We start from the raw sequence: 18,535 nt of genomic DNA, 5'->3' as shown, positions 1-18,535 counted from the left end.
TGAGTGCTCAATGCCGATCGGAAAGGTGAAGTGGTACGACGCTGAAAAGGGGTTTGGATTCGCCTCCAACCCCGGTGACGAGGATGTTTTCGTCGGCCAGGCGGTGTTGCCCGAGGGTGTTGACGAGCTCGTTGCGGGCCAGCGTATCGAATTCGACTTCGCGGCTGGGCGCCGGGGTCCTCAGGCGCTGCGGGTTCGAATACTCGACACCCCCAAGCGCCGCCCGGTTCACCGCCGCAAGCCCGAGGAACTTGGCAGCATGCTTGCCGACGTCATGACGCTGATCGAAACACAAGTGCAGCCCGCCCTGACCGCAGGCCGCTACCCGGAGCGCAAAGAGGCGCGGCAAGTCGCCGAGATTCTCCGAGCTGTGGCGAAAGAGCTCGACGCCTAATTAGCTGGGGCATTAAACGACACTGAATAGGTTGCAACGACGGGGGTCTCGTGGCCCTGAGTGTCCGTGCCGACAGTAAGGAACGACACCTCGGCTACGACGAGGTGGGCCTCGCCTTTCGTGGCGGGCGCGGTCGCTTCCAGCGCGTCCCCCGCCTGGAAGAGTTGTTGGTCGTTAGCGGCCGGGTCGTCGTAGATAGTGAGCAACTGCCAGCTCGACTCCCCAATTTCTTCGGGCACGCGAACGGTGACATCGGACCCAGTGTCGAGGGCCAGGCTGGGGGGCTGTCCTCCCTCGCACTCCGCGTCAAGTTCGCACACCGTGTAGGCGCCCACGTCGAGTGTCGCGTCACCGCTGGTCACCGCAACCGTCACTTCGGAGGCGGGCCTACCCGGCTTGTTTTTCTGCCAATCCCAGAAGGCGTAAAGGCCGGCGACCAGAACGAGCACCCCGAGGCCCAGCACGATAAGCAGTTTCCACGCGGAAGTTCGCGATGCGTTTGTGGCCATGGTCGGAGATTTTAATCTTCGGGTTCGAAGGTGACGGTGTACAGGTCGGGCCACCGCTTGCCGGTGAGAAAAAACTCGTCGGTCCCGGGTATCTTCGCGATGCCGTTGAGCACGTTGTTGGGGTCGGGCGCGGCGTTGTTGGGAACGCCGGAGGCGTCGATAACTGCGGTGACCACTCCCGTTGTGGCATCGATACGGACGATATCCGTCGTGAGGAAGATGTTGGCATATATGTCATCGTGGACGCATTCAAGTTCGTTGAGCCCCGTGACGGGCTGGCCAGCGCGCGTCACCTCGAAGCGGCTGCGCTCGGTCAGTGTCTCCGGGTCCATTCTGCGCAGCTCGTTGGAGCCGTCGGAGACCACCACCTCGTCCCCGCGGGAGCAAGCGCCCCAACCCTCCCCGGATAAAGGGACGCGGGCTGTCTCCTCCAGCGAGTCTGCATCGCGCTGGATGGCCACGCCATCGCGCCAGGTGAGCTGCCATAGCGACGAACCCGCGCGGGTAATCCCCTCTCCGAAGAACGACGCATCGAGGTCGCGGGAGGAGAGCATTTCGCCATCCACCGTGCGGCGGTACACGCGGGACTGGCCCACCCAGCCAGTGCCGACGTACAGTGTGCCATCCTCTGCCATTTCCAGGCCCTGCGTGAAGCTACCGGTGTCCGCCGGGTGGCGGTCTTTCACTACCGCCACGAGGTGCTCTGGCTCGTCGCCAGGATCGGCGGGGGAAGAACATGCAGCAAGAAGCAGTGCGGTACTGACCAACGCGGCGAGACGACCCATGCGGTCTATCATGCATCCCTCGCGCATAATGGGGGAGTGACTGAGAAGAGGAACGCGGACGCTCTGCTCGGCCCCAGGGCTGTTTCAACCGCGCGGGCGGCGCTGGGTGAAATCGCCGAGGGTGGCGTCGGCGAACACATCGGTGTGGCGGGGGTGTCCCGCAACGTGGCTACCCACCGATTTGTGGCCGACGTCCCCGGATACCCGGGCTGGGAATGGAACGCCGTCGTTGCCTGCGCCACGGGGTCAACCTGGGTCACCGTCAATGAGGTGGCGCTGGTGCCGTCGCCAAGCGGTGAGGCGCTTGAGGCCCCCCAGTGGGTGCCGTACGCGGAGAGGTTGAGGCCTGGGGACCTCAGACCGGGCGATCTGCTGGAGCCCGCGCCGGACGACCCGCGCCTGACGGACGACTCGTTCGACCGCGACGCAGTGACGTTGCCGGGGCGGGAGACGCGGAAGTACCTGACGCGCGCCGGTCTGGACGAGGCGCGGCGCCGGTGGCGCACCGGAGACTACGGGCCGAACAGCGAGTTCGCCGCGCAAGCCCAGCTGAAATGCAGGTCGTGCGCGTTTTTCCTGCCCTTTGGGGAGCCGGTGGGGGACAACTTCGGCGCGTGCTGCAACGAGTTCTCGGCGGACGGTAGGGTCGTTTCCGCGAGCTACGGCTGCGGAGCACACTCAGACACACGGGTCCCCGCCCCGCACGCGGGCGCGGACGAGTTCTTTGACGACGAGAAACCGTTGTTTTGAGGCGCAGCTAGCAGCGCTCTAAGCTCACTTGCGTGAGCACGAGCCAGCAGAGCATTGACCGTTTTTTCAGCATCACCGACCGCGGATCCTCAATTGCAACTGAAATCCGCGGGGGTGTGGTCACGTTCTTTGCGATGGCCTACATCGTCTTGCTCAACCCCCTGATCATCGGCACCAGCGCCGACCGCGAGGGTGTTGTGTTGGGCATCCCCCAGGTCGCGGCCGCGACGGCCCTCGCCGCGGGGGTGATGTCCATTCTCTTCGGCCTCGTCGCGCGCTACCCCTTCGGCATTGCCGCGGGCCTCGGCTTGAATACGCTCGTCGCCGTCACTCTGGTGGGGCAGCAGGGGCTCACCTGGCCGGAAGCCATGGGGCTGGTGGTTATTGACGGTTTGGTGATCTGCATCCTCGCCGTCACAGGGTTCCGCAGTGCGGTCTTTCGTGCCATCCCAGATTCGATGCGGGCCGCCATGTCCGTCGGCATCGGGCTGTTCATTGCCCTTATCGGCCTGGTCGACGCCGGCTTCGTGCGCCGCGTCCCAGATGCGGCGATGACCACCGTTCCGGTGCAACTGGGCATCAACGGGTCGATCGCTTCGTGGCCCACGTTCGTTTTCATCATCGGCCTCATTATCTGCGGGTACATGGTCGTGCGGGGCGTGCCCGGGGGGCTGTTCATCGGCATCGTCGTCACGACCGTGATCTCCCTCATCGTGGAGGCCCTTGTCGGGGCGGGCTCGTCGACGAACAACCCCGCTGGGTGGAGCCTTGCGGTTCCCAAGCTCCCTGACTCGCTGGGAGGCCTGCCTGACCTCTCGATCGTCGGCAACATCGATCCCGTCGGCGCCTTTGCTCACGCCGGTGTGATCGCGGCTTCCCTCTTCGTGTTCACGCTTGTGTTGGCCAACTTCTTCGACGCGATGGGCACGATGACGGCCCTCGGCCGTCAGGGCGGGTTGACCGACGAGCACGGTGAGCTGCCCGATATGAAGCGCGCGCTCGTCGTCGAGGGCTTCGGCGCTGTCGTCGGCGGCGCCACCTCCGCGTCGTCGAACACGGTTTACGTGGATTCCTCCGCGGGCATCGCAGACGGCGCGCGCACGGGCTTGGCGAACATCGTGACCGGTGTGCTGTTCCTTCTTGCCATGTTCCTCACCCCGCTGTACGCCGTTGTGCCGGTTGAAGCTGCGGCCCCCGTCCTCGTCATCGTGGGCGCGCTCATGATGATGCAAGTGGGTTCCATCGAGTGGAACCAGTTCCATGTGGCGCTGCCGGCCTTCCTCACCATCGTCACAATGCCCTTTACCTATTCCATCGCAAATGGCATCGGGGTGGGGTTCATCTCGTTTACGCTGATGGCCGTGTTCGCCGGCAAGCGCAAGGACGTCCATTGGATTATGTGGCTCATCTCCGCTCTCTTCGTGCTGTACTTCGCCCACGGTCCTTTGCTGGCGGCGCTCGCGTGACGCGCATTCTTATCGACGACCCCAGCGACCCCCGGCTCGACGATATCCGGGACCTCAAGCACTCCGATGCGAAGCGCGACCTGGTCTTCGGCGAGGGCCCGCTTGTGTGCGGTCGCCTCGCGCAGTCTCGCTTCCCGCTGCGCAGCGTCATCGGATTCGGCGGCCGCCTCGATGCGTTCCTCGCGTCGCACGGAGACGTTGCCGCGGCGGGGGTGCCTGTCTACGAGGTCTCGCGTTCGGTGCTGGCTCAGGTGGCGGGTTATGATATGCACCGCGGCCTGCTTGCCGTGGGCGAAAGACCCGCGCCTCTTCCCGTCGAGGATGTCGTGGCCAATGCCCGCACGTTGGTCATCCTCGAGGGGGTGGGAGACCACGAAAACATCGGCGCCATCTTCCGCAACGCGGCGGGGATGGATGTCGACGGGGTACTGTTCGGTGCCGGCTGCGCTGACCCTCTTTACCGGCGTAGCGTACGGGTTTCAATGGGCCACGTCCTGCGCACCCCCTTTGCGCACCTCGAGGGCAGTGTTACCACCTGGCAGCGCAGCCTGCAGGCACTGCGGGACCAGGGGTGGTGGCTGGTATCCCTCACTCCAGCGTCGGACTCCGTCCACATTGCGGACGCCGTGGGCGGGCACGAGAAAGTCGCCTTTTTGGTCGGCGGGGAGGGGCCCGGGCTCACGCCGCACGCGATGCGCGCTACGGACGTCAGGGCGCGCATCCCGATGGCAGCGGGAACGGACTCCCTCAACGTCGCGACGTCAGCCGCGATCGCGTTCTACGAACGACAGCGCAGCCTGCGCTAACGGTCGGAGTGGCGGATCCGCTCGATGAGCGCGGACCGCGCTGCTCGCACTCGGCGGCGCACGATTCTGGTGACGCGTTTCGCGGCGGCCACGGAGGCGTCGACAAGCTGGGCGAATTCCTCGCCGTCCTGCTCGCCGGTCGCGTCTGGCGAGCCCTCGTAATCGTCGTAATCCGCGTCTCGTTCCCGTTGAGCGAAACGTGCGGCGACGTGCTCCACAGACTTCGTTTCCTCCCGCTGAGCCGGCTTTTCGATCCTCGGTTCGGGTCGTCCGTCAATCGCGTAACCTACGACGTTGATGTCCGGTCCGGAGGGGGAGACGTCGACCCCAATCCATGTTTCTTGCGCGGCGCGTGCAAGGTCTTTGGGCTCGAAGGGAAGGGAGATTCCGCCGATTTGCTCCGCCTTCTCACCGGCCCAGTAGGGGGCTTCGAAAGGATCGGGCAGACCGACATCCTCGATGACAACGTCGCGGGTGGCGGTCAGTGCGCGCTGTAGGGTGGGCCCGGCGAAGTGAGCGAACCCGGCAAAGTCGCTCTCCGTGCCCTCCGCGAAGAGGTAGACGTCGGCGGCGGGCAGACCTTGGCGAAGTTCCGGGGCGACGGTTGACAGGGCACCGGCATCATCGACGAAGGTCTGCACCACCGCGACACCTGGGTAGCCGGCGATGTAGAACTCGTTGCGGCTGGGCAGGGAAGAACGGTTTAGGGGGAACTCGCCAATGGGCGTGATCGGCCACGCCGGGTTCAGCTGGGCGAGGAGCTTGCGGCCGAAACCCCGGTCGGCCTTCGGCTCGCCCTCCAGCACCTGCGCCGGGTCTGCGGTATTGACAAACCATAAGGTCACAACTGCGGGGTTTGACATTGATGCTCCTTCTGGCGGCTGTTACTGGCGGGGCCGTTTCGTATTCGTGCGCACCCCTAAAAGCACGTCCTCCCAGTGTGGGGTGACGGCCTTACGGCGGCGCTTCTGGGGTTGTTGAGCCGGCTCGGGGTGGCGCAACACGTCACCCTCCGCCACCTCCTCCGACTCGGGGTAGGGTGCTGAGCTCTCGAGTGGGTCCCGGCTGGGGTCCTGATCAGCCGCGTTGACGCTGGCCTGTGCGCGGCTGGGATCGGCGGGCCCCATGGCCACGAGCGAACGGACAGGCTGCGCGAAGTTGGGGTCCGTCAGGTCAGCCGCGACGGCGTTTCGAGCCTCTGTGACGGCCGGGGAACCAAAGGATCGCTTCACCGTCCACAATGCTTCGTTCGAACTGAGCCCCGTTCGCCATGTCACGCGAACGACCCACTCATCACCCGGGTCCCGGGTCGCGTCCCAGGTGGCCTCCGAGATGGAATGACCGCGGGCCGCAAACGCGGTGGCCAAAATCTCGAAGAGGGTGAGTGTGGCGGGGCCATCCTCCCGCTTCGGGTGGGACTGCTTGGCCACCTCGGCGATCTGGATGCGCTCGAGCATGACGGGGTGCGCGTACGGTTCGATGCGACTTTCCGGCACCCCCGTTTCCTCTGCTAACTCGGCCGCCGTCGCGCCGGCGCGAATGCGCGCTTGAACCTCTTTTGGGCGCAGCGCCAGCGGATCAGCGGCCACATCCGGGACCGAAGCCGTGGCAGGGGCTGGGATAGGGCCAGTGATAGAGCCAGGGATAGGGCCAGGGACGGCCACCGGCTCTGGCTCCAGCGTCGGCTCGGCATCTGGCGCGGGCTGAGAAACGGCGTCAGGCCCAGGGGCAAATTCCGCCCGCGCGACCTGATAGCGGACCCCGTCACTGTCGCGGAGGACGTAAAAGGTGTCCGTCGATTCCTCGTCAGTGAGGTGCAGCTCGCGCATCACGGCTCCTTCCCGGGGTCTGCGTTAAGACGGATTTCAGCTTATCCCACGGCCAGCGCTGCTGGGGCTCACCGCGCGCGTCCGACACCCTGCTCGAGCAGGAAATCGACGCAACGCGTCAGCTTCACCACGTCCTCGGGGTCAATTGCCGGGAACATGCCCACTCGCAGCTGGTTGCGGCCGAGCTTGCGGTAAGGCTCGACGTCGACAATGCCCGCGGCGCGCAGAGCACGCGCGAGTTCGGCGGCGTCGACGGAATCGTCGAAATCGATCGTCCCGACAACAAGGGAGCGCAACGCGGGATCCGTCACGAACGGTCGGGCGAGCTCGTGCGCCTCGGCCCAGCTGTATAACGCGGTGGACGAGGCCGTGGTCCGCGCCACCATCCCGTCGAGCCCACCGTTATCGTTCATCCACTCCACTTGGTCGGCGAGCATGAGCAGCGTCGCCACCGCGGGGGTGTTATACGTCTGGTTTTTGCGGGAGTTCTCCACCGCGGTCTGTAGGTCGAGGAACGCTGGAATGAAGCGCCCCGAGTTCGTGATCCGTTCGATCCGCTCGAGGGCTGCGGGGCTCATCGCCGCGAGCCAGAGACCTCCGTCCGAGGCGAAGCACTTCTGCGGGGAGAAGTAGTAGATATCAGCCTGCCCCATGTCCACGGGAAGCCCGCCGGCGCCGGAGGTGGCGTCGATAAGCACGAGTGCTGAATTGCTCGGGCGGTCGACGGGGAGCATCGCGCCTGTCGACGTCTCGTTGTGCGCCCAGGCGACAACGTCTGCGTCCGTTTCGGCCAACGCGGACGGGGGGGGCGCGCTGCCCGGCTCGGCGGTGACGATCTCCGGGTCGTCGAGCCACGGGGCGGACTTTGCAGCCTTAGCAAATTTTGCGGAGAATTCCCCAAACGAGAGGTGAGCGGACTTCCGCTCAATAACGCCGAACGTCGCGGCGTCCCAGAAGGCCGTCGCCCCTCCTAGCGAAAGGACGATTTCGTATCCCTCGGGTAGGGAAAAGAGCTGCGCCAAGCCCTCGCGAACGCGGCCAACCGTATCTTTGACGGCTTTCTGCCGGTGCGACGTGCCGATTATGCCGTGGCCTGCCCGAGTCACGGCCTCGAGCTGGGAGGGGCGGACTTTCGACGGTCCACACCCGAAGCGCCCGTCTGAGGGGAGCAGGTCGGCGGGGATCGAGAGGGAGGGGCTCATGGTGGGCACTTTCTGTCAACGAACAGGGGGTGCATAATATTACCCCATCAGCATACGTTTGATGCCAAGAATCGGAAAGGGTGTGGCGCAGGGGTGGAAATCTGTAACTTGTTGTGACCGTCACAACCTTTGCTAGGATTACGGCCAGCATGAACCCCTCGGTACCCTACGTACGTAGAGGGGGGAACCATACTTCGTGGAAAGGTTAACTGTGGCTTCCGAAAACAACGATAAGGCCGTACTTCACTACCCCGGCGGTGAGTACGAGATGGACATCATGCGCGCCACCGAGGGTAACGACGGTGTCGTGCTGGGCAAGTTCCTAGGTGAGACCGGCCTGGTCACCTTCGATCCCGGCTACGTCTCCACGGGATCCACGGAGTCCAAGATCACGTACATCGACGGTGACGCGGGTATTCTCCGCTACCGCGGCTACGACATTGCGGAACTCGCGGAAAACGCCACCTTCAACGAGGTGTCCTACCTACTCATCCGCGGCGAACTACCGACCTCCGAACAGCTAGAGAACTTCAACCAGGAGATCCGCCACCACACGCTGCTGGACGAGGACTTCAAGGCCGCGTTCAACGTCTTCCCGCGCAACGCTCACCCCATGGCGGTGCTGGCATCCTCCGTCAACATTCTCTCCGCGTACTACCAGGACCAGCTCAACCCGCTGGACGAGGAGCAACTGGACAAGGCAACGGTGCGCCTCATGGCGAAAGTGCCGATGCTCGCGGCCTACGCCTACCGTGCCTCTAAGGGCAAGCCTTACATGTACCCGGACAACTCCCTCAACCCGCGCGAGAACTTCCTGCGAATGATGTTCGGTTACCCGACGGAGCCGTACGAGGTCGACCCGGTGTTGGTCAAAGCGTTGGACAAACTCCTTATCCTGCACGCCGACCACGAGCAGAACTGCTCAACCTCGACCGTGCGCATGATTGGCTCCGCCCAAGCGAACATGTTCGTCTCCATCGCCGGCGGGATCAACGCGCTTGCGGGCCCGCTCCACGGCGGCGCAAACCAGGCCGTTCTTGAGATGCTCGAAGACATCAAGAACAACCACGGCGGCGACGCGACCGACTTCATGAACCGCGTGAAGAACAAGGAAAAGGGCGTTCGCCTGATGGGCTTCGGCCACCGCGTGTACAAGAACTACGACCCGCGCGCCGCCATCGTCAAGGAGACCGCGCACGACGTGCTCGAGCACCTCGGCGGCGACGAGCTGCTCGACCTCGCGATGAAGCTCGAAGATATCGCGCTGAAGGACGATTACTTCGTGTCGCGCAAGCTCTACCCGAACGTCGACTTCTACACCGGCTTGATCTACCGCGCGATGGGCTTCCAGACGGACTTCTTCACCGTCTTGTTCGCCATCGGCCGCCTGCCGGGCTGGATCGCTCACTACCGCGAGCAGCTGGAGATGAACTCCAAGATCAACCGTCCGCGCCAGATCTACACCGGTGCGACGCAGCGGGCTTTCGTACCGCGCGACCAGCGCTAGAACCCCGCCAATTCCGCCGAGAACGCCGTTTCCCCTACAATCGGGGGTCAGTTCTCGGCGGTTTTCTATTGTCTAGAGGAGATATCTCATGGAAAAGCCCAGCATTGACGCGCCTCAGGAGCCGGCACCGGTCGACCTTGTCGTCCGCGACATCACCGTCGGCGAGGGTGCTGAGGCCGTAGCTGGCGGGTACGTGAAGGTGCACTACCTCGGCGTCGACTTCGAGTCCGGTGAGGAGTTCGACTCCTCGTGGGACCGCGGCGAGGCAGCTGAGTTTCCCCTTGCCGGCCTGATCGAGGGCTGGCAGGAAGGCATTCCGGGGATGAAGGTCGGCGGGCGTCGCGAGCTCATCATTCCGCCTGTCAAGGCGTACGGCCCCGCCGGTGGAGGGCACCCACTGTCCGGGCGCACCCTCATCTTCGTTATCGACTTGCTGGACGCGCGTTAGTGCGGGCCGCCACGCTTAACGACGGCACGGCGCTGCCGCTCCTCGGCCTGGGCACCTACAAGCTGCGCGGGGGAGAGGCGGAAACGATTGTCCGTAGGGCAATTGAGATTGGATACCGCCACATCGATACGGCCTCTTTCTACGGCAACGAGGAAGAGGTCGGCCGCGCCATCAACGCGGCTATGGCGGCCGGAGACGTCTCACGAGAAGAACTCATCGTCACCACCAAACTGTGGAACGATGACCAGGGCCGCGCGCGCCAGGCATTCGATGAGTCCCGTCAGCGTCTCGGTCTCGAATATCTCGACATCTTCCTCGTTCACTGGCCGTGGCCGCAGAAAGGCCTTTACACGCGCGCCTTCGCAGACATTGCGAGATTGAGGGAATCCGGTGCGTTGCGCGCCGCGGGTGTGGCCAACTTCTACCCCGAGGTGCTCGACGTTATTCTCGACGCCACAGGCGTCACCCCGGTTCTCAACCAGGTTGAGTTGCATGCCGGGTTCACCCAACCCGAGCTGCGGGACTACCACCGGCAGCACGGCATCCTTACCGAGGCGTGGGCCCCACTGGCGCGCGGCGGAAATTTCGACGCGCCTCACATTGTGGCGGTGGCGGAAAAGCACCAGAAAACGCCAGCCCAGGTCGTGCTTGCGTACCTCATGGAATTGGGTTGCTCCGTAATTCCGAAAACTGCGAACCCGCAGCGCCTCGTCGAAAATTGGGGCGCGGGCGAGGTCGCATTGTCCAGCGAGGACATCGAGTTATTGAACTCGGTGGAGGGCAACCGGATGTCCGGTGACCCGCTGACATTCCCCGGTGATGCGGATTAACGTATCGCATTCATAGGCTGCGGGGGTAGCGGGAGGGTGCGCTATTTCTGCAGCTCGGTGGGGGAAGTGGGGGTAAGGCGAACCCCCTGCGCAACAGTAGGTTCGCAAACATAACTAAAAAGCGGTTCCGGTGGGTTACGTTTTTTGTGTCTCGTTCAGTGACATGACTAAGAAAGGATGTGGCCGTGTCCCAAGGATCGACCGCAGTTCCGACTCGCCGAGAACCCACCCCCGACGAGTTTGTAGCAATGCAAAAAAGCACGGAGTTTCAGGAACTCCGCAAGGCGTACCGAGGGTTTACCTTCCCCGTCTCGGTGGCCTTCTTCGCGTGGTATGTCTTCTACGTCCTCGTGGCCACCTTCATGCCGGACACAATGGCCAAACCCCTCCTCGGTATGAACGTGGGAATCTGGCTGGGCATTCTCCAGTTCGTTACGACGTTCCTCATCACGTGGGCGTACGTCGTTTATGCAAACAAGAACATCGAACCCCGCGCGGCCCACATCCGCGAAGAAATGGAGGGCTAGGCCATGACTACCCACTATCTAGCCGAAGGGGCAGCCGCGTCGGAGGGGGTAGGCAACCCCGTCCTTAACATCGCCATCTTTGCCATCTTCATCGCGGTGACCATGTTCATCGTCACCCGCGCCGGCAAGACGACGAGCGAATCCGCGGACTTCTACACGGGCGGCGCCTCGTTCTCTGGCACCCAGAATGGTCTGGCCATCGCGGGCGACTACCTCTCCGCCGCGTCGTTCTTGGGAATCGTCGGATCCATCGCACTCACCGGGTACGACGGATTCCTGTACTCCATCGGCTTTTTCGTAGCCTGGCTGGTAGCGCTTCTTCTCGTCGCGGAGCCACTGCGCAACGTCGGTCGTTTCACCATGGCGGATGTGTTGTCTTTCCGCCTCAAGCAGAAGCCAGTCCGAGTCGCCGCGGCCTTCGGCACACTGTTCGTGTCGCTGTTCTACCTCATCGCGCAGATGGCGGGCGCCGGTTCCTTGGTGTCCGTGCTGCTGAACCTGCACTCCTTCGGCTCCCAGGCAATCTGCGTCACCATCGTGGGCATCGTCATGATCGCTTACGTGTTGATCGGCGGCATGAAGGGCACGACGTACGTTCAAATGATCAAGGCAGTGCTGCTCATCAGCGGTGTTGCCATCATGACCGTCCTCGTCTTTGTGTCCGTCAAAGGCGGGATGGGCACGCTGTTCGACAGCGCGGTTGATTCCCATGCGGCGTCGCAGACCTTGCAAAAGAAAGGCTACGACGCATCCGCGATCATGGCCCCGGGGCTGAAGTACGGCGCGACGCTGACCAGCAAGATCGACTTCTTGTCTCTCGGCCTCTCCCTTGTGCTGGGAACTGCTGGCCTGCCGCACGTGCTGATGCGTTTCTACACGGTGCCCACGGCCAAGGAAGCTCGCAAGTCCGTGACGTGGGCGATCGTGCTGATCGGCTCGTTCTACCTGCTGACCCTGGTGCTGGGCTACGGTGCGGCTGCCCTCGTCGGCCCGGACCGCATCAACGCAGCGCCGGGTGGGGCGAACGCGGCGGCCCCGCTGCTCGCCTTCGAGCTGGGAGGCTCCATCTTCATGGCCCTGATCTCCGCGGTCGCCTTCGCGACGGTCCTCGCCGTCGTGGCCGGCCTGGCCATCACAGCCTCGGCGTCGGTCGCACACGATATCTACAACGCGGTGATGCGCGATGGACGTGCCACCGAAGCGGAGCAGGTCCGGGTCTCCCGGATGACCGTGGTGGTGATCGGGATCGTCGCTATCGTGCTGGGCATTCTGGCAATGAAGCAAAACGTCGCGTTCCTCGTCTCGCTCGCCTTTGCTATCGCCGCGTCCGCCAACTTGCCGACGATCCTGTACTCCCTCTACTGGAAGCGCTTCAACACCACGGGCGCCGTCGCGTCTATGTACACCGGCTTGATCTCGGCGCTCGTGCTCATCGTCCTCTCTCCGGCCGTGTCCGGTACCGCGACGTCGATGTTCCCGAACGTCGACTGGGCGGTCTTCCCCCTCACGAGCCCCGGCATCGTCTCCATCCCGCTCGCGTTCCTTGCAGGTGCGATCGGATCGATGATCGGTAAGCCCGATGGGCTCGACGAGCTACAGGCGGAGATGGAGGTTCGATCCCTCACCGGCGTCGGCGTCGAGGCGCCGGTCCAGCATTAGAGGCCCAGCACGGCCCGGGCGGCATTGACCGCCACGCTGGATGCCTGGGCTGCTTGGGCCACTTGGTCTGCCTGGCTCACCGTTCCGCTAGGGGCGGTGGAAGCAGACCGGCCGGGGGTCCATTGGCCCCAATCTGCGGTGAGCACGTCGTTGACATCGCACTCAGTGCCCTCGATCGTGGCTCGTCTCCCACTGACCTGGTGAAGGTTGGCCCGCTGGTGGACGCGTCCGCCGGAACCCCAGTCGTGCATCCAGAAGAACGTGCCAATGTGGTCCTGGGTGCACCACTCGATGGTGTTGTAATTCGCGTACACGCCCGTTTGGAAGCCCGCGGCCGATAACACCGCGCTGAAGCCGGTCAAGTACGGGCGGATGAGGCTCTCGTACTCGGCTCGAGAAGGGTTATCGTCAATCGCGACGTAAATCGGCCGCCCGGTCGGGCCGCCAGCGGCGACGTGAAGGGCAATTGCTTGAGGGGCGTGGGTGGCAACACCCGCGGCCCCGCGGCGCCAGTCGGCGGTGTCGTTTTTCCCGAATTGGTACACCGATGCCGTCGCTAAGCCTGCTGCTTTGAAGTCGGTGGCCTCTGCCAGCGAGACGGGCTTGCCTTTCATCCACTCGGCGCCGGGGCGGCGCTGCGAGACGTAGCGGACGGCGCCCACGTGACCGGCGGCCTTGACCGCGGCGGCAGAGGGAACGCCGGCGGAGTAATCCAGCACCGTTCCGAGGCTTGCGGCGCGTGCCGGGAGAGCTGAAAATGCTGGGGCCAGGCTAGCCATTGCGGCAACCTGGAGGAAGCGGCGGCGGTTGACGTGCGGCACGGGGTAACCCTCCTCGTTCGGGGTGAAAAAACACCCCTACAATAACACCGATGTGGAGCAGGGCACGTGGTAACTTCACGGGCATGAATCTCGGGATACAGTGCACCTTTTACGGCACGTCAAGTGTTCACCTCTTCGACGGGAGAACCAGCATCTTCATCGACGCTTTCCTTACCCGCCCCAGTGCAGGGTCCCTCATCTTCCGCAGGATCAGCCCGAACGAGGACAAGATCGGGAGAGCGTTGCGGCGGGGAGGCGTCGACAAGCTTGATGCGTTGTTCGTTGCGCATTCGCATTTCGACCACGTCCTCGATTCTGCCGCTGTGCTCAAGCGGTTCAGCGGAACTTTTTATGGGTCGGCCTCCTCATTGAACGTGGGCAGGGGCGAAGGCCTGGAGGAAGCGCGGTTGGGCCTGATCAAGGATGGTGACACCCTGAACCTGGGGGAGTTCACGGTGTCCGTCATCGACGGCCTTCACAGCCCCGGCAACCTTTTCCCGGGTCGGATCGGGCACCGTCTTGCATCTCCGGCGCGCGCCTGGGATTACCGGTGCGAGGGGAGCTTTAGTTTCCACTTGGCGCACCCTCTGGGAAACATCCTTATCGTCCCCAGCGCGAACTTCGTCCCCGGCTTCCTTGACGGCTTCGAGGCCGACATCGTCTACCTGGGCATCGGGACGCTCGGGCGTCAATCCCCCGAATTTAAGAAAAGTTACTGGGCTCACACCGTCGAAGCGGTGAATCCGCAGCTCGTCGTGCCCATTCACTGGGACAACTTCACCCGTTCACTGGATAAGCCACTTAAAGACGTGCCATTCCCGGCCGACAACGTCCGATCAGCTCGGAGATTCCTGCGCAACACCGGCGTCCCCGTCCACTTCCCGGAGGCGTTCGACACCGTGACGCTTGGGCCGCACGGCATCTCCTACGCCTCGTAAGGGCGCTGCTCCCACTCCGCCGTCGCGCCGTCATAAGCCGCGAAATGCTCGTAGGCCTCGTCGGCCGCGTAGCCGACGGCGTCGGCGACGTCCTCGCCCCCGGCGACAAAGTCGATCATGCGGGAGCGGCCGGAGTTGGCGTTGCCCGCCTCACAGGCGACCCAGCCCCCGCTGCCGTGGAATCCGTTGGCTTCCTCCAGGTCCGCAAAAAACGCGGCCACTGCTTGCTTGGCCGTCGCGGCGTCGTCGAAAGTAAATGTGCCCCGCAGCGTGACGGGGTCGCCCGGGCGTTTGGTGCCCCAGGCCCAGTCGTGGTCTACCTCGTAGCGTTTCATATATTCTCCCTGAATTAATCTCAAGACTCGAGGCTACGCCGTTCATTAAGGTGCCCACCATGAGTTTGTGCACATCCGCTGCCTTCGCGCTCTGCACGGCGTTGTCCGCCGTGACCATGCACGGCGACGTCCAGGCCAGCGACACCACCGATTACCCCGGCCCGGGTGCAGGACCCAAGAGCGTAGAGTTCAGCGTCAAGCTTGCCGCCTGCCCCACCGTGCTGTCAGAGTTGTCCGATTCAACCGGCATGGTGTGGGCGCTGTGCACGACGATGATCGGGCGCTCGCCGGAGGTCCTCCTGCTTGACCCCGCGACAGGGGAGACGGTCGACCAGCTGCCCATCGCGAAGGGTTCGCTCCTCGGCGGCGTGTACGCCTACCTCGACGACGCAGATCGCCTCGTGCTTGTCGACGGCACACAGCACCTGCTCAAGGTCGCGGCCTCTCCGGACCACCACATTTACGTGGATGACAGCATCGACCTGAGTGCTTTTGTAGGCGGTAGCTCAGTGGTGGCCCTGACCCCGGGCGCCACCGGGATCTGGGTGGCAACGGAGGACGGGCGGGTCGGCGTCGTGGGAGACGGGGGTGAAGTCCGTTCGGTCACGCTGGGGGAGGGTGAACGCATCGACAACTCGATCTCATCCTCTTCGGCCGGCGTCGCCGTGGCCACCTCCAAGGCGCTCTACTTTCTCGAGGATGTGGGAGGCGGGCCCGAAGTGGTCTGGTCCCAGCTCTACGACGCGGGGTCTGCCCGCAAACCCGGTCAGCTCAGCTGGGGGACGGGCGCCACCCCAACAATCTTCAACGACGACCGGTGGGTCACTATCACCGACAACGCCGACGGGCAGATCCACCTTCTTGTCTACGACACCGCCGATGGCTCGCTTGTGTGTGAGCAACCCGTGCTGGGCAACCCGGGGGGCACCGAGAACTCCGCGATCGGGTCGGGCACCTCTGTGATCGTGGCCAGCACATACGGGTACCCTTATCCGGCGGAACCAGCGGGCGCGGGCCCGAGCTCGCCCTTGTTCGCCCCGTTCACCGGGGGAATAGAACGCTACGAGGTCGACCCCGCAACGGGGTGCTCCCTGGCGTGGTCGAGCCCCGTCGCTTCCGCCGCCGTGCCACGATTGTCCACCGCGGATGGTCTGGTCTACACGGTGGAGCGCCGCGGCCTCGCCTTCGACGCGGTCACCCTCAACGGCGCAACCGGAGAGGTCACCTCGCGCCAACGAATCGCCGACACCCCGGCACAGGACACCCTGCAGATGGCCGGCACGATCACCCGAGACGGCGTGTGGTGGCAGGGCGCGGTGAGCGGGGTGTTCCGCATCAAATAGCGCCCCAGAGAGGGATCGAACCTCCGACACCGGCTTTAGGAGAGCCGTGCTCTATCCACTGAGCTACTGGGGCAGCAGGGACAAGGTTACCCTACCGGTTTAGCTCCTCATACTTAGCCATGACCTGCGCCAATGATGGGTTCGTGGCGTGGGTGCCGTCGCTGTAGCGCACAGTGGGAACGACGCGATTGCCCCCATTGACGGACTCGACCCACGCCGCGGCCTCGTCGTTGCCGGGAGCCTCAACGTCGACGACCTCGTAATCTAGGCCGGTGTTCTCCAGCGCGGAAAGGAGGGAACGGCAAAAGGGGCACCAGCTCGTGGCGTAGATGGTCATGAGATCCTCTCGAAGCGTTGGAAGGAATAGCGCAGGCCGCTTGCCGACGTCTCCCAGCGTGACTGGTCAACAAGCGTGAACTCAGGCGGCACGTCCGGGAGGATCACGGCGCGCGCGCCGAGATCGGGCGCCAGGTGGACGTCGATAAGAGTGCGCTCGATTCTGTCGACGAGGGGGAGAGTGGCGCTGAAAAGCTGAGCTCCCCCGATGATCCACGCGTCCTCTAACGGGGGGAATTCGTGCGCGACGTGCGCCCCCGCGGACCACTCTCCGGGCTCGCGGGAGGAGATGATGATGTTCTCCCGGCCGGGCAGGGGGCGCAAGGTGAGCGACTCCCAGGTGCGGCGCCCCATGACGATCGGGGAGCCCAGGGTGATCGTCTTGAAGTGTTTGAGGTCTTCGGGGAGGTGCCAGGGCAGCGACGTGCCGTCACCGATGACACCGTCGAGCGACTGGGCCCAGATCGCGCCTTTCATACTGAGACCGGGGCCTTGATCGCGGGGTGCGGGTCGTAACCGACGACCGAGATGTCCTCGAAGGTGTAGTCGAAGAGCGAGTCGGCCCGATTCAGGCTCAGCTGCGGGTAGGGGCGGGCCGTGCGGGAGAGCTGTTCGCGGGCCTGGTCGAGGTGGTCGTTGTAGATGTGGCAGTCGCCGCCAGTCCAAATCAGGTCACCGACCTCTAAACCGGCCTGCTGGGCGAACATGTGGGTGAGCAGGGCGTAGGACGCGATGTTGAACGGCACGCCGAGAAACATGTCGGCGGAGCGCTGGTAGACCTGCAAAGACAAGCGGCCCTGAGAGACGTAAAGCTGGAACAAAAGGTGGCAAGGCATGAGGGCCATCTCGTCGAGCTCCGTCACGTTCCACGCCGAGACGATGTTGCGGCGCGAATCGGGATTGGAGCGAAGCGTGTCGAGCGCCTGCTGGATCTGGTCGACGTGGCGGCCGTCCGGGGTCGGCCACGAACGCCACTGCACCCCGTAAACCGGTCCGAGCTCGCCGTCCGCGTCAGCCCATTCATCCCAGATGTGGATGTTGTTGTCCTGCAGCCAGTGCACATTGGATTCTCCCCGCAGGAACCACAGAAGTTCGCCTACGACCCCTTTGAAGTACACGCGCTTCGTGGTCAGCAGGGGAAAGGACTGCGACAGGTCGTAGCGGAGCTGACGCCCAAAGACGCTGCATGTGCCCGTTCCCGTGCGGTCGCCCTTGGTCGTGCCGTTGTCCAGAATGTCGCGCAGGAGGTCTTCGTAGGGAGTGGGGACAGACATGCGCATCAGGCTACTCGTAAGAGCCGTGTTCCTCGAAAAACTCCGCGCACGTGGCGAGGATGTCGTCCGCGAGTTCCGGGCGGCAGATGAGCAGGTCGGGGATGTAGGTGTCTTCGTTGTTGTAGCGCAGCTCGGAGCCATCGAGCCGGGAGCAGTGCAGCCCGGCCGCCAGGGACACCCCAACGGGCGCCGCTTGGTCCCACTCGTACTGGCCACCGGCGTGGACATAGGCGTCGTAATCGCCCAGGAGCACGTGCATTGCCTTGGCGCCGGCGGAACCGATGCCCTCGGCCTCGAACCCGAGGCGCGAGGCGACGCGGTGCGCGACAGCGGGCGGCCGGTTGCGCGACAACGCGATCTTGCGAGCGTAGGGCCCGGAGACGTGGCGCACGTCGGAGGACTTAAACACCACGCCGAGGTCGGGAAGGCCCACCGCGGCGTGGGTGGGCACCCCATTTTCTACGAGGGCGACATGAACCGCCCAGTCCTGGCGGCCAGTGGCGAACTCTTTCGTCCCGTCGAGCGGGTCGATGATCCAGACCCTGTCGTTGTTCAAGCGGGCACGATCATCGGCCGCTTCCTCGGACAGGAAACCGTCATCGGGGCGGTGCTGGGCCAAAACCCGGGCGATCCAATTCTGGGCAAGATCGTCCCCGGCCTCACCCAATTCGCGGCCACGCAGCAGGCCGACGCCACGAATTCCTTTGAGGATTTCGCCGGTGCCCTGGGCGATGAGGTTGGTCAACCGAGAGTCCGAGTACGAAGCGGTCATGGCT

Annotated in this window: 22 protein-coding genes and 1 tRNA gene; 11 read left to right on the top strand and 12 right to left on the bottom strand. The window is 64.1% G+C overall.

The annotated features are described in order from the left end of the window. The first annotated feature begins 10 nt into the window (after positions 1–10). Entirely contained in the window at positions 11–394 is a 384-nt protein-coding gene (locus CAPI_RS07720; RefSeq protein WP_018018076.1) for a cold-shock protein, read from the top strand. On the opposite strand, the gene CAPI_RS07715 is transcribed toward CAPI_RS07720, so the two are convergent. Together CAPI_RS07715 and CAPI_RS07710 are read right to left on the bottom strand one after the other, a co-directional pair. After that, positions 391–903, bottom strand: coding sequence for a DUF2771 family protein (locus CAPI_RS07715; protein WP_018018075.1), 513 nt, complete (start codon positions 901–903; stop codon positions 391–393). The two genes, CAPI_RS07720 and CAPI_RS07715, sit on opposite strands and share 4 nt — an antisense overlap. Positions 904–914: 11 nt before the next feature. Further along, complete coding sequence (locus CAPI_RS07710; protein ID WP_211205612.1) at positions 915–1,700, bottom strand: glutaminyl-peptide cyclotransferase; 786 nt, start codon at positions 1,698–1,700, stop codon at positions 915–917. A 24-nt stretch (positions 1,701–1,724) separates the two neighbouring features. On the opposite strand from CAPI_RS07710, the gene CAPI_RS07705 reads away from it, so the two are divergent. Genes CAPI_RS07705 through CAPI_RS07695 form a run of 3 tightly spaced genes read left to right on the top strand, consistent with a single transcriptional unit; the run spans position 1,725 to position 4,710 of the window. Further along, entirely contained in the window at positions 1,725–2,438 is a 714-nt protein-coding gene (locus CAPI_RS07705) for a DUF3027 domain-containing protein (RefSeq protein WP_018018073.1), read from the top strand. A gap of 32 nt (positions 2,439–2,470) precedes the next feature. After that, positions 2,471–3,904, top strand: a complete 1,434-nt coding sequence (locus CAPI_RS07700) for an NCS2 family permease (protein WP_018018072.1) — start codon at positions 2,471–2,473, stop codon at positions 3,902–3,904. Continuing rightward, positions 3,901–4,710 (top strand): TrmH family RNA methyltransferase, encoded by an 810-nt coding sequence (locus CAPI_RS07695; protein ID WP_018018071.1) that lies wholly within the window; start codon positions 3,901–3,903, stop codon positions 4,708–4,710. The genes CAPI_RS07700 and CAPI_RS07695 overlap by 4 nt, the downstream gene beginning before the upstream one ends. On the opposite strand, the gene CAPI_RS07690 is transcribed toward CAPI_RS07695, so the two are convergent. The 3 genes from CAPI_RS07690 to serC form a co-directional block, all read right to left on the bottom strand. Further along, a complete protein-coding gene (locus CAPI_RS07690; RefSeq protein ID WP_018018070.1) occupies positions 4,707–5,573 on the bottom strand; it encodes a DUF6928 family protein in 867 nt (288 codons plus the stop codon). The two genes, CAPI_RS07695 and CAPI_RS07690, sit on opposite strands and share 4 nt — an antisense overlap. Before the next feature lie 21 nt (positions 5,574–5,594). Further along, a complete protein-coding gene (gene sepH / locus CAPI_RS07685) occupies positions 5,595–6,539 on the bottom strand; it encodes a septation protein SepH (protein ID WP_018018069.1) in 945 nt (314 codons plus the stop codon). 68 nt (positions 6,540–6,607) lie between these two features. Beyond that, positions 6,608–7,741, bottom strand: coding sequence for a phosphoserine transaminase (serC, locus tag CAPI_RS07680; RefSeq protein WP_018018068.1), 1,134 nt, complete (start codon positions 7,739–7,741; stop codon positions 6,608–6,610). Positions 7,742–7,952: 211 nt separating this feature from the next. Here serC and CAPI_RS07675 point away from each other — a divergent pair, with 211 nt between their 5' ends. From CAPI_RS07675 to CAPI_RS07655, 5 genes are all read left to right on the top strand, one after another. Further along, positions 7,953–9,248 carry a citrate synthase gene (locus CAPI_RS07675; protein ID WP_018018067.1) on the top strand — a complete coding sequence of 432 codons (1,296 nt, stop codon included), beginning with the start codon at positions 7,953–7,955 and terminating at the stop codon, positions 9,246–9,248. Positions 9,249–9,336: 88 nt separating this feature from the next. Next, a complete protein-coding gene (locus tag CAPI_RS07670) occupies positions 9,337–9,696 on the top strand; it encodes an FKBP-type peptidyl-prolyl cis-trans isomerase (RefSeq protein ID WP_018018066.1) in 360 nt (119 codons plus the stop codon). Continuing rightward, the gene (locus tag CAPI_RS07665; RefSeq protein WP_018018065.1) at positions 9,696–10,526 is read left to right on the top strand and encodes an aldo/keto reductase; all 831 of its coding nucleotides are present in this window, start codon (positions 9,696–9,698) and stop codon (positions 10,524–10,526) included. Before CAPI_RS07670 ends, CAPI_RS07665 begins: the two co-directional genes overlap by 1 nt. Positions 10,527–10,711: 185 nt before the next feature. Further along, on the top strand, positions 10,712–11,053 hold the full coding sequence (locus CAPI_RS07660; RefSeq protein WP_018018064.1) for a DUF485 domain-containing protein: 342 nt from the start codon (positions 10,712–10,714) through the stop codon (positions 11,051–11,053). Positions 11,054–11,056: 3 nt separating this feature from the next. Beyond that, positions 11,057–12,712, top strand: coding sequence for a monocarboxylic acid transporter (locus CAPI_RS07655; protein WP_018018063.1), 1,656 nt, complete (start codon positions 11,057–11,059; stop codon positions 12,710–12,712). On the opposite strand, the gene CAPI_RS07650 is transcribed toward CAPI_RS07655, so the two are convergent. Then, complete coding sequence (locus tag CAPI_RS07650) at positions 12,709–13,533, bottom strand: DUF1906 domain-containing protein (protein ID WP_018018062.1); 825 nt, start codon at positions 13,531–13,533, stop codon at positions 12,709–12,711. The two genes, CAPI_RS07655 and CAPI_RS07650, sit on opposite strands and share 4 nt — an antisense overlap. 83 nt (positions 13,534–13,616) lie before the next feature. On the opposite strand from CAPI_RS07650, the gene CAPI_RS07645 reads away from it, so the two are divergent. Next, positions 13,617–14,471, top strand: coding sequence for an MBL fold metallo-hydrolase (locus CAPI_RS07645; RefSeq protein ID WP_018018061.1), 855 nt, complete (start codon positions 13,617–13,619; stop codon positions 14,469–14,471). Here CAPI_RS07645 and CAPI_RS07640 read toward each other — a convergent pair. After that, positions 14,459–14,806 carry a hypothetical protein gene (locus CAPI_RS07640; protein WP_018018060.1) on the bottom strand — a complete coding sequence of 116 codons (348 nt, stop codon included), beginning with the start codon at positions 14,804–14,806 and terminating at the stop codon, positions 14,459–14,461. The genes CAPI_RS07645 and CAPI_RS07640 overlap by 13 nt on opposite strands. Positions 14,807–14,865: 59 nt before the next feature. On the opposite strand from CAPI_RS07640, the gene CAPI_RS07635 reads away from it, so the two are divergent. Beyond that, the gene (locus tag CAPI_RS07635) at positions 14,866–16,149 is read left to right on the top strand and encodes a hypothetical protein (protein ID WP_040356847.1); all 1,284 of its coding nucleotides are present in this window, start codon (positions 14,866–14,868) and stop codon (positions 16,147–16,149) included. Here the strand turns inward: CAPI_RS07635 and CAPI_RS07630 are convergent. The 5 genes from CAPI_RS07630 to CAPI_RS07610 all read right to left on the bottom strand — a co-directional run bounded on the left by CAPI_RS07630 (position 16,150) and on the right by CAPI_RS07610 (position 18,531). Continuing rightward, positions 16,150–16,222: transfer RNA gene (locus CAPI_RS07630), tRNA-Arg, on the bottom strand. 18 nt (positions 16,223–16,240) lie between these two features. Then, the gene (locus CAPI_RS07625) at positions 16,241–16,486 is read right to left on the bottom strand and encodes a mycoredoxin (protein WP_018018059.1); all 246 of its coding nucleotides are present in this window, start codon (positions 16,484–16,486) and stop codon (positions 16,241–16,243) included. Further along, positions 16,483–16,962 carry a dihydrofolate reductase gene (locus CAPI_RS07620; RefSeq protein ID WP_018018058.1) on the bottom strand — a complete coding sequence of 160 codons (480 nt, stop codon included), beginning with the start codon at positions 16,960–16,962 and terminating at the stop codon, positions 16,483–16,485. The genes CAPI_RS07625 and CAPI_RS07620 overlap by 4 nt, the downstream gene beginning before the upstream one ends. After that, positions 16,959–17,759, bottom strand: coding sequence for a thymidylate synthase (locus CAPI_RS07615; RefSeq protein ID WP_040356916.1), 801 nt, complete (start codon positions 17,757–17,759; stop codon positions 16,959–16,961). Before CAPI_RS07615 ends, CAPI_RS07620 begins: the two co-directional genes overlap by 4 nt. A 10-nt stretch (positions 17,760–17,769) precedes the next feature. Beyond that, a complete protein-coding gene (locus CAPI_RS07610) occupies positions 17,770–18,531 on the bottom strand; it encodes a 3'(2'),5'-bisphosphate nucleotidase CysQ (protein WP_026157193.1) in 762 nt (253 codons plus the stop codon). Positions 18,532–18,535: the final 4 nt, after the last annotated feature.

Source organism: Corynebacterium capitovis DSM 44611 (genome assembly GCF_030440535.1).
GTDB lineage: Bacteria > Actinomycetota > Actinomycetes > Mycobacteriales > Mycobacteriaceae > Corynebacterium > Corynebacterium capitovis.
The sequence above is the reverse complement of the archived record's forward strand: the minus strand, read 5'-3'. Positions and strand labels throughout refer to the sequence as shown.

Bases quoted from the DNA above. Each gene is read 5' to 3' on its own strand.
- CAPI_RS07720 (WP_018018076.1), top strand. From the start codon at position 11: ATGCCGATCGGAAAGGTGAAGTGGTACGACGCTGAAAAGGGGTTTGGA.
- CAPI_RS07715 (WP_018018075.1), bottom strand. From the start codon at position 903: ATGGCCACAAACGCATCGCGAACTTCCGCGTGGAAACTGCTTATCGTG.
- CAPI_RS07710 (WP_211205612.1), bottom strand. From the start codon at position 1,700: ATGATAGACCGCATGGGTCGTCTCGCCGCGTTGGTCAGTACCGCACTG.
- CAPI_RS07690 (WP_018018070.1), bottom strand. From the start codon at position 5,573: ATGTCAAACCCCGCAGTTGTGACCTTATGGTTTGTCAATACCGCAGAC.
- sepH (WP_018018069.1), bottom strand. From the start codon at position 6,539: ATGCGCGAGCTGCACCTCACTGACGAGGAATCGACGGACACCTTTTAC.
- serC (WP_018018068.1), bottom strand. From the start codon at position 7,741: ATGAGCCCCTCCCTCTCGATCCCCGCCGACCTGCTCCCCTCAGACGGG.
- CAPI_RS07670 (WP_018018066.1), top strand. From the start codon at position 9,337: ATGGAAAAGCCCAGCATTGACGCGCCTCAGGAGCCGGCACCGGTCGAC.
- CAPI_RS07655 (WP_018018063.1), top strand. From the start codon at position 11,057: ATGACTACCCACTATCTAGCCGAAGGGGCAGCCGCGTCGGAGGGGGTA.
- CAPI_RS07645 (WP_018018061.1), top strand. From the start codon at position 13,617: ATGAATCTCGGGATACAGTGCACCTTTTACGGCACGTCAAGTGTTCAC.
- CAPI_RS07640 (WP_018018060.1), bottom strand. From the start codon at position 14,806: ATGAAACGCTACGAGGTAGACCACGACTGGGCCTGGGGCACCAAACGC.
- CAPI_RS07635 (WP_040356847.1), top strand. From the start codon at position 14,866: ATGAGTTTGTGCACATCCGCTGCCTTCGCGCTCTGCACGGCGTTGTCC.
- CAPI_RS07625 (WP_018018059.1), bottom strand. From the start codon at position 16,486: ATGACCATCTACGCCACGAGCTGGTGCCCCTTTTGCCGTTCCCTCCTT.
- CAPI_RS07620 (WP_018018058.1), bottom strand. From the start codon at position 16,962: ATGAAAGGCGCGATCTGGGCCCAGTCGCTCGACGGTGTCATCGGTGAC.
- CAPI_RS07615 (WP_040356916.1), bottom strand. From the start codon at position 17,759: ATGTCTGTCCCCACTCCCTACGAAGACCTCCTGCGCGACATTCTGGAC.
- CAPI_RS07610 (WP_026157193.1), bottom strand. From the start codon at position 18,531: ATGACCGCTTCGTACTCGGACTCTCGGTTGACCAACCTCATCGCCCAG.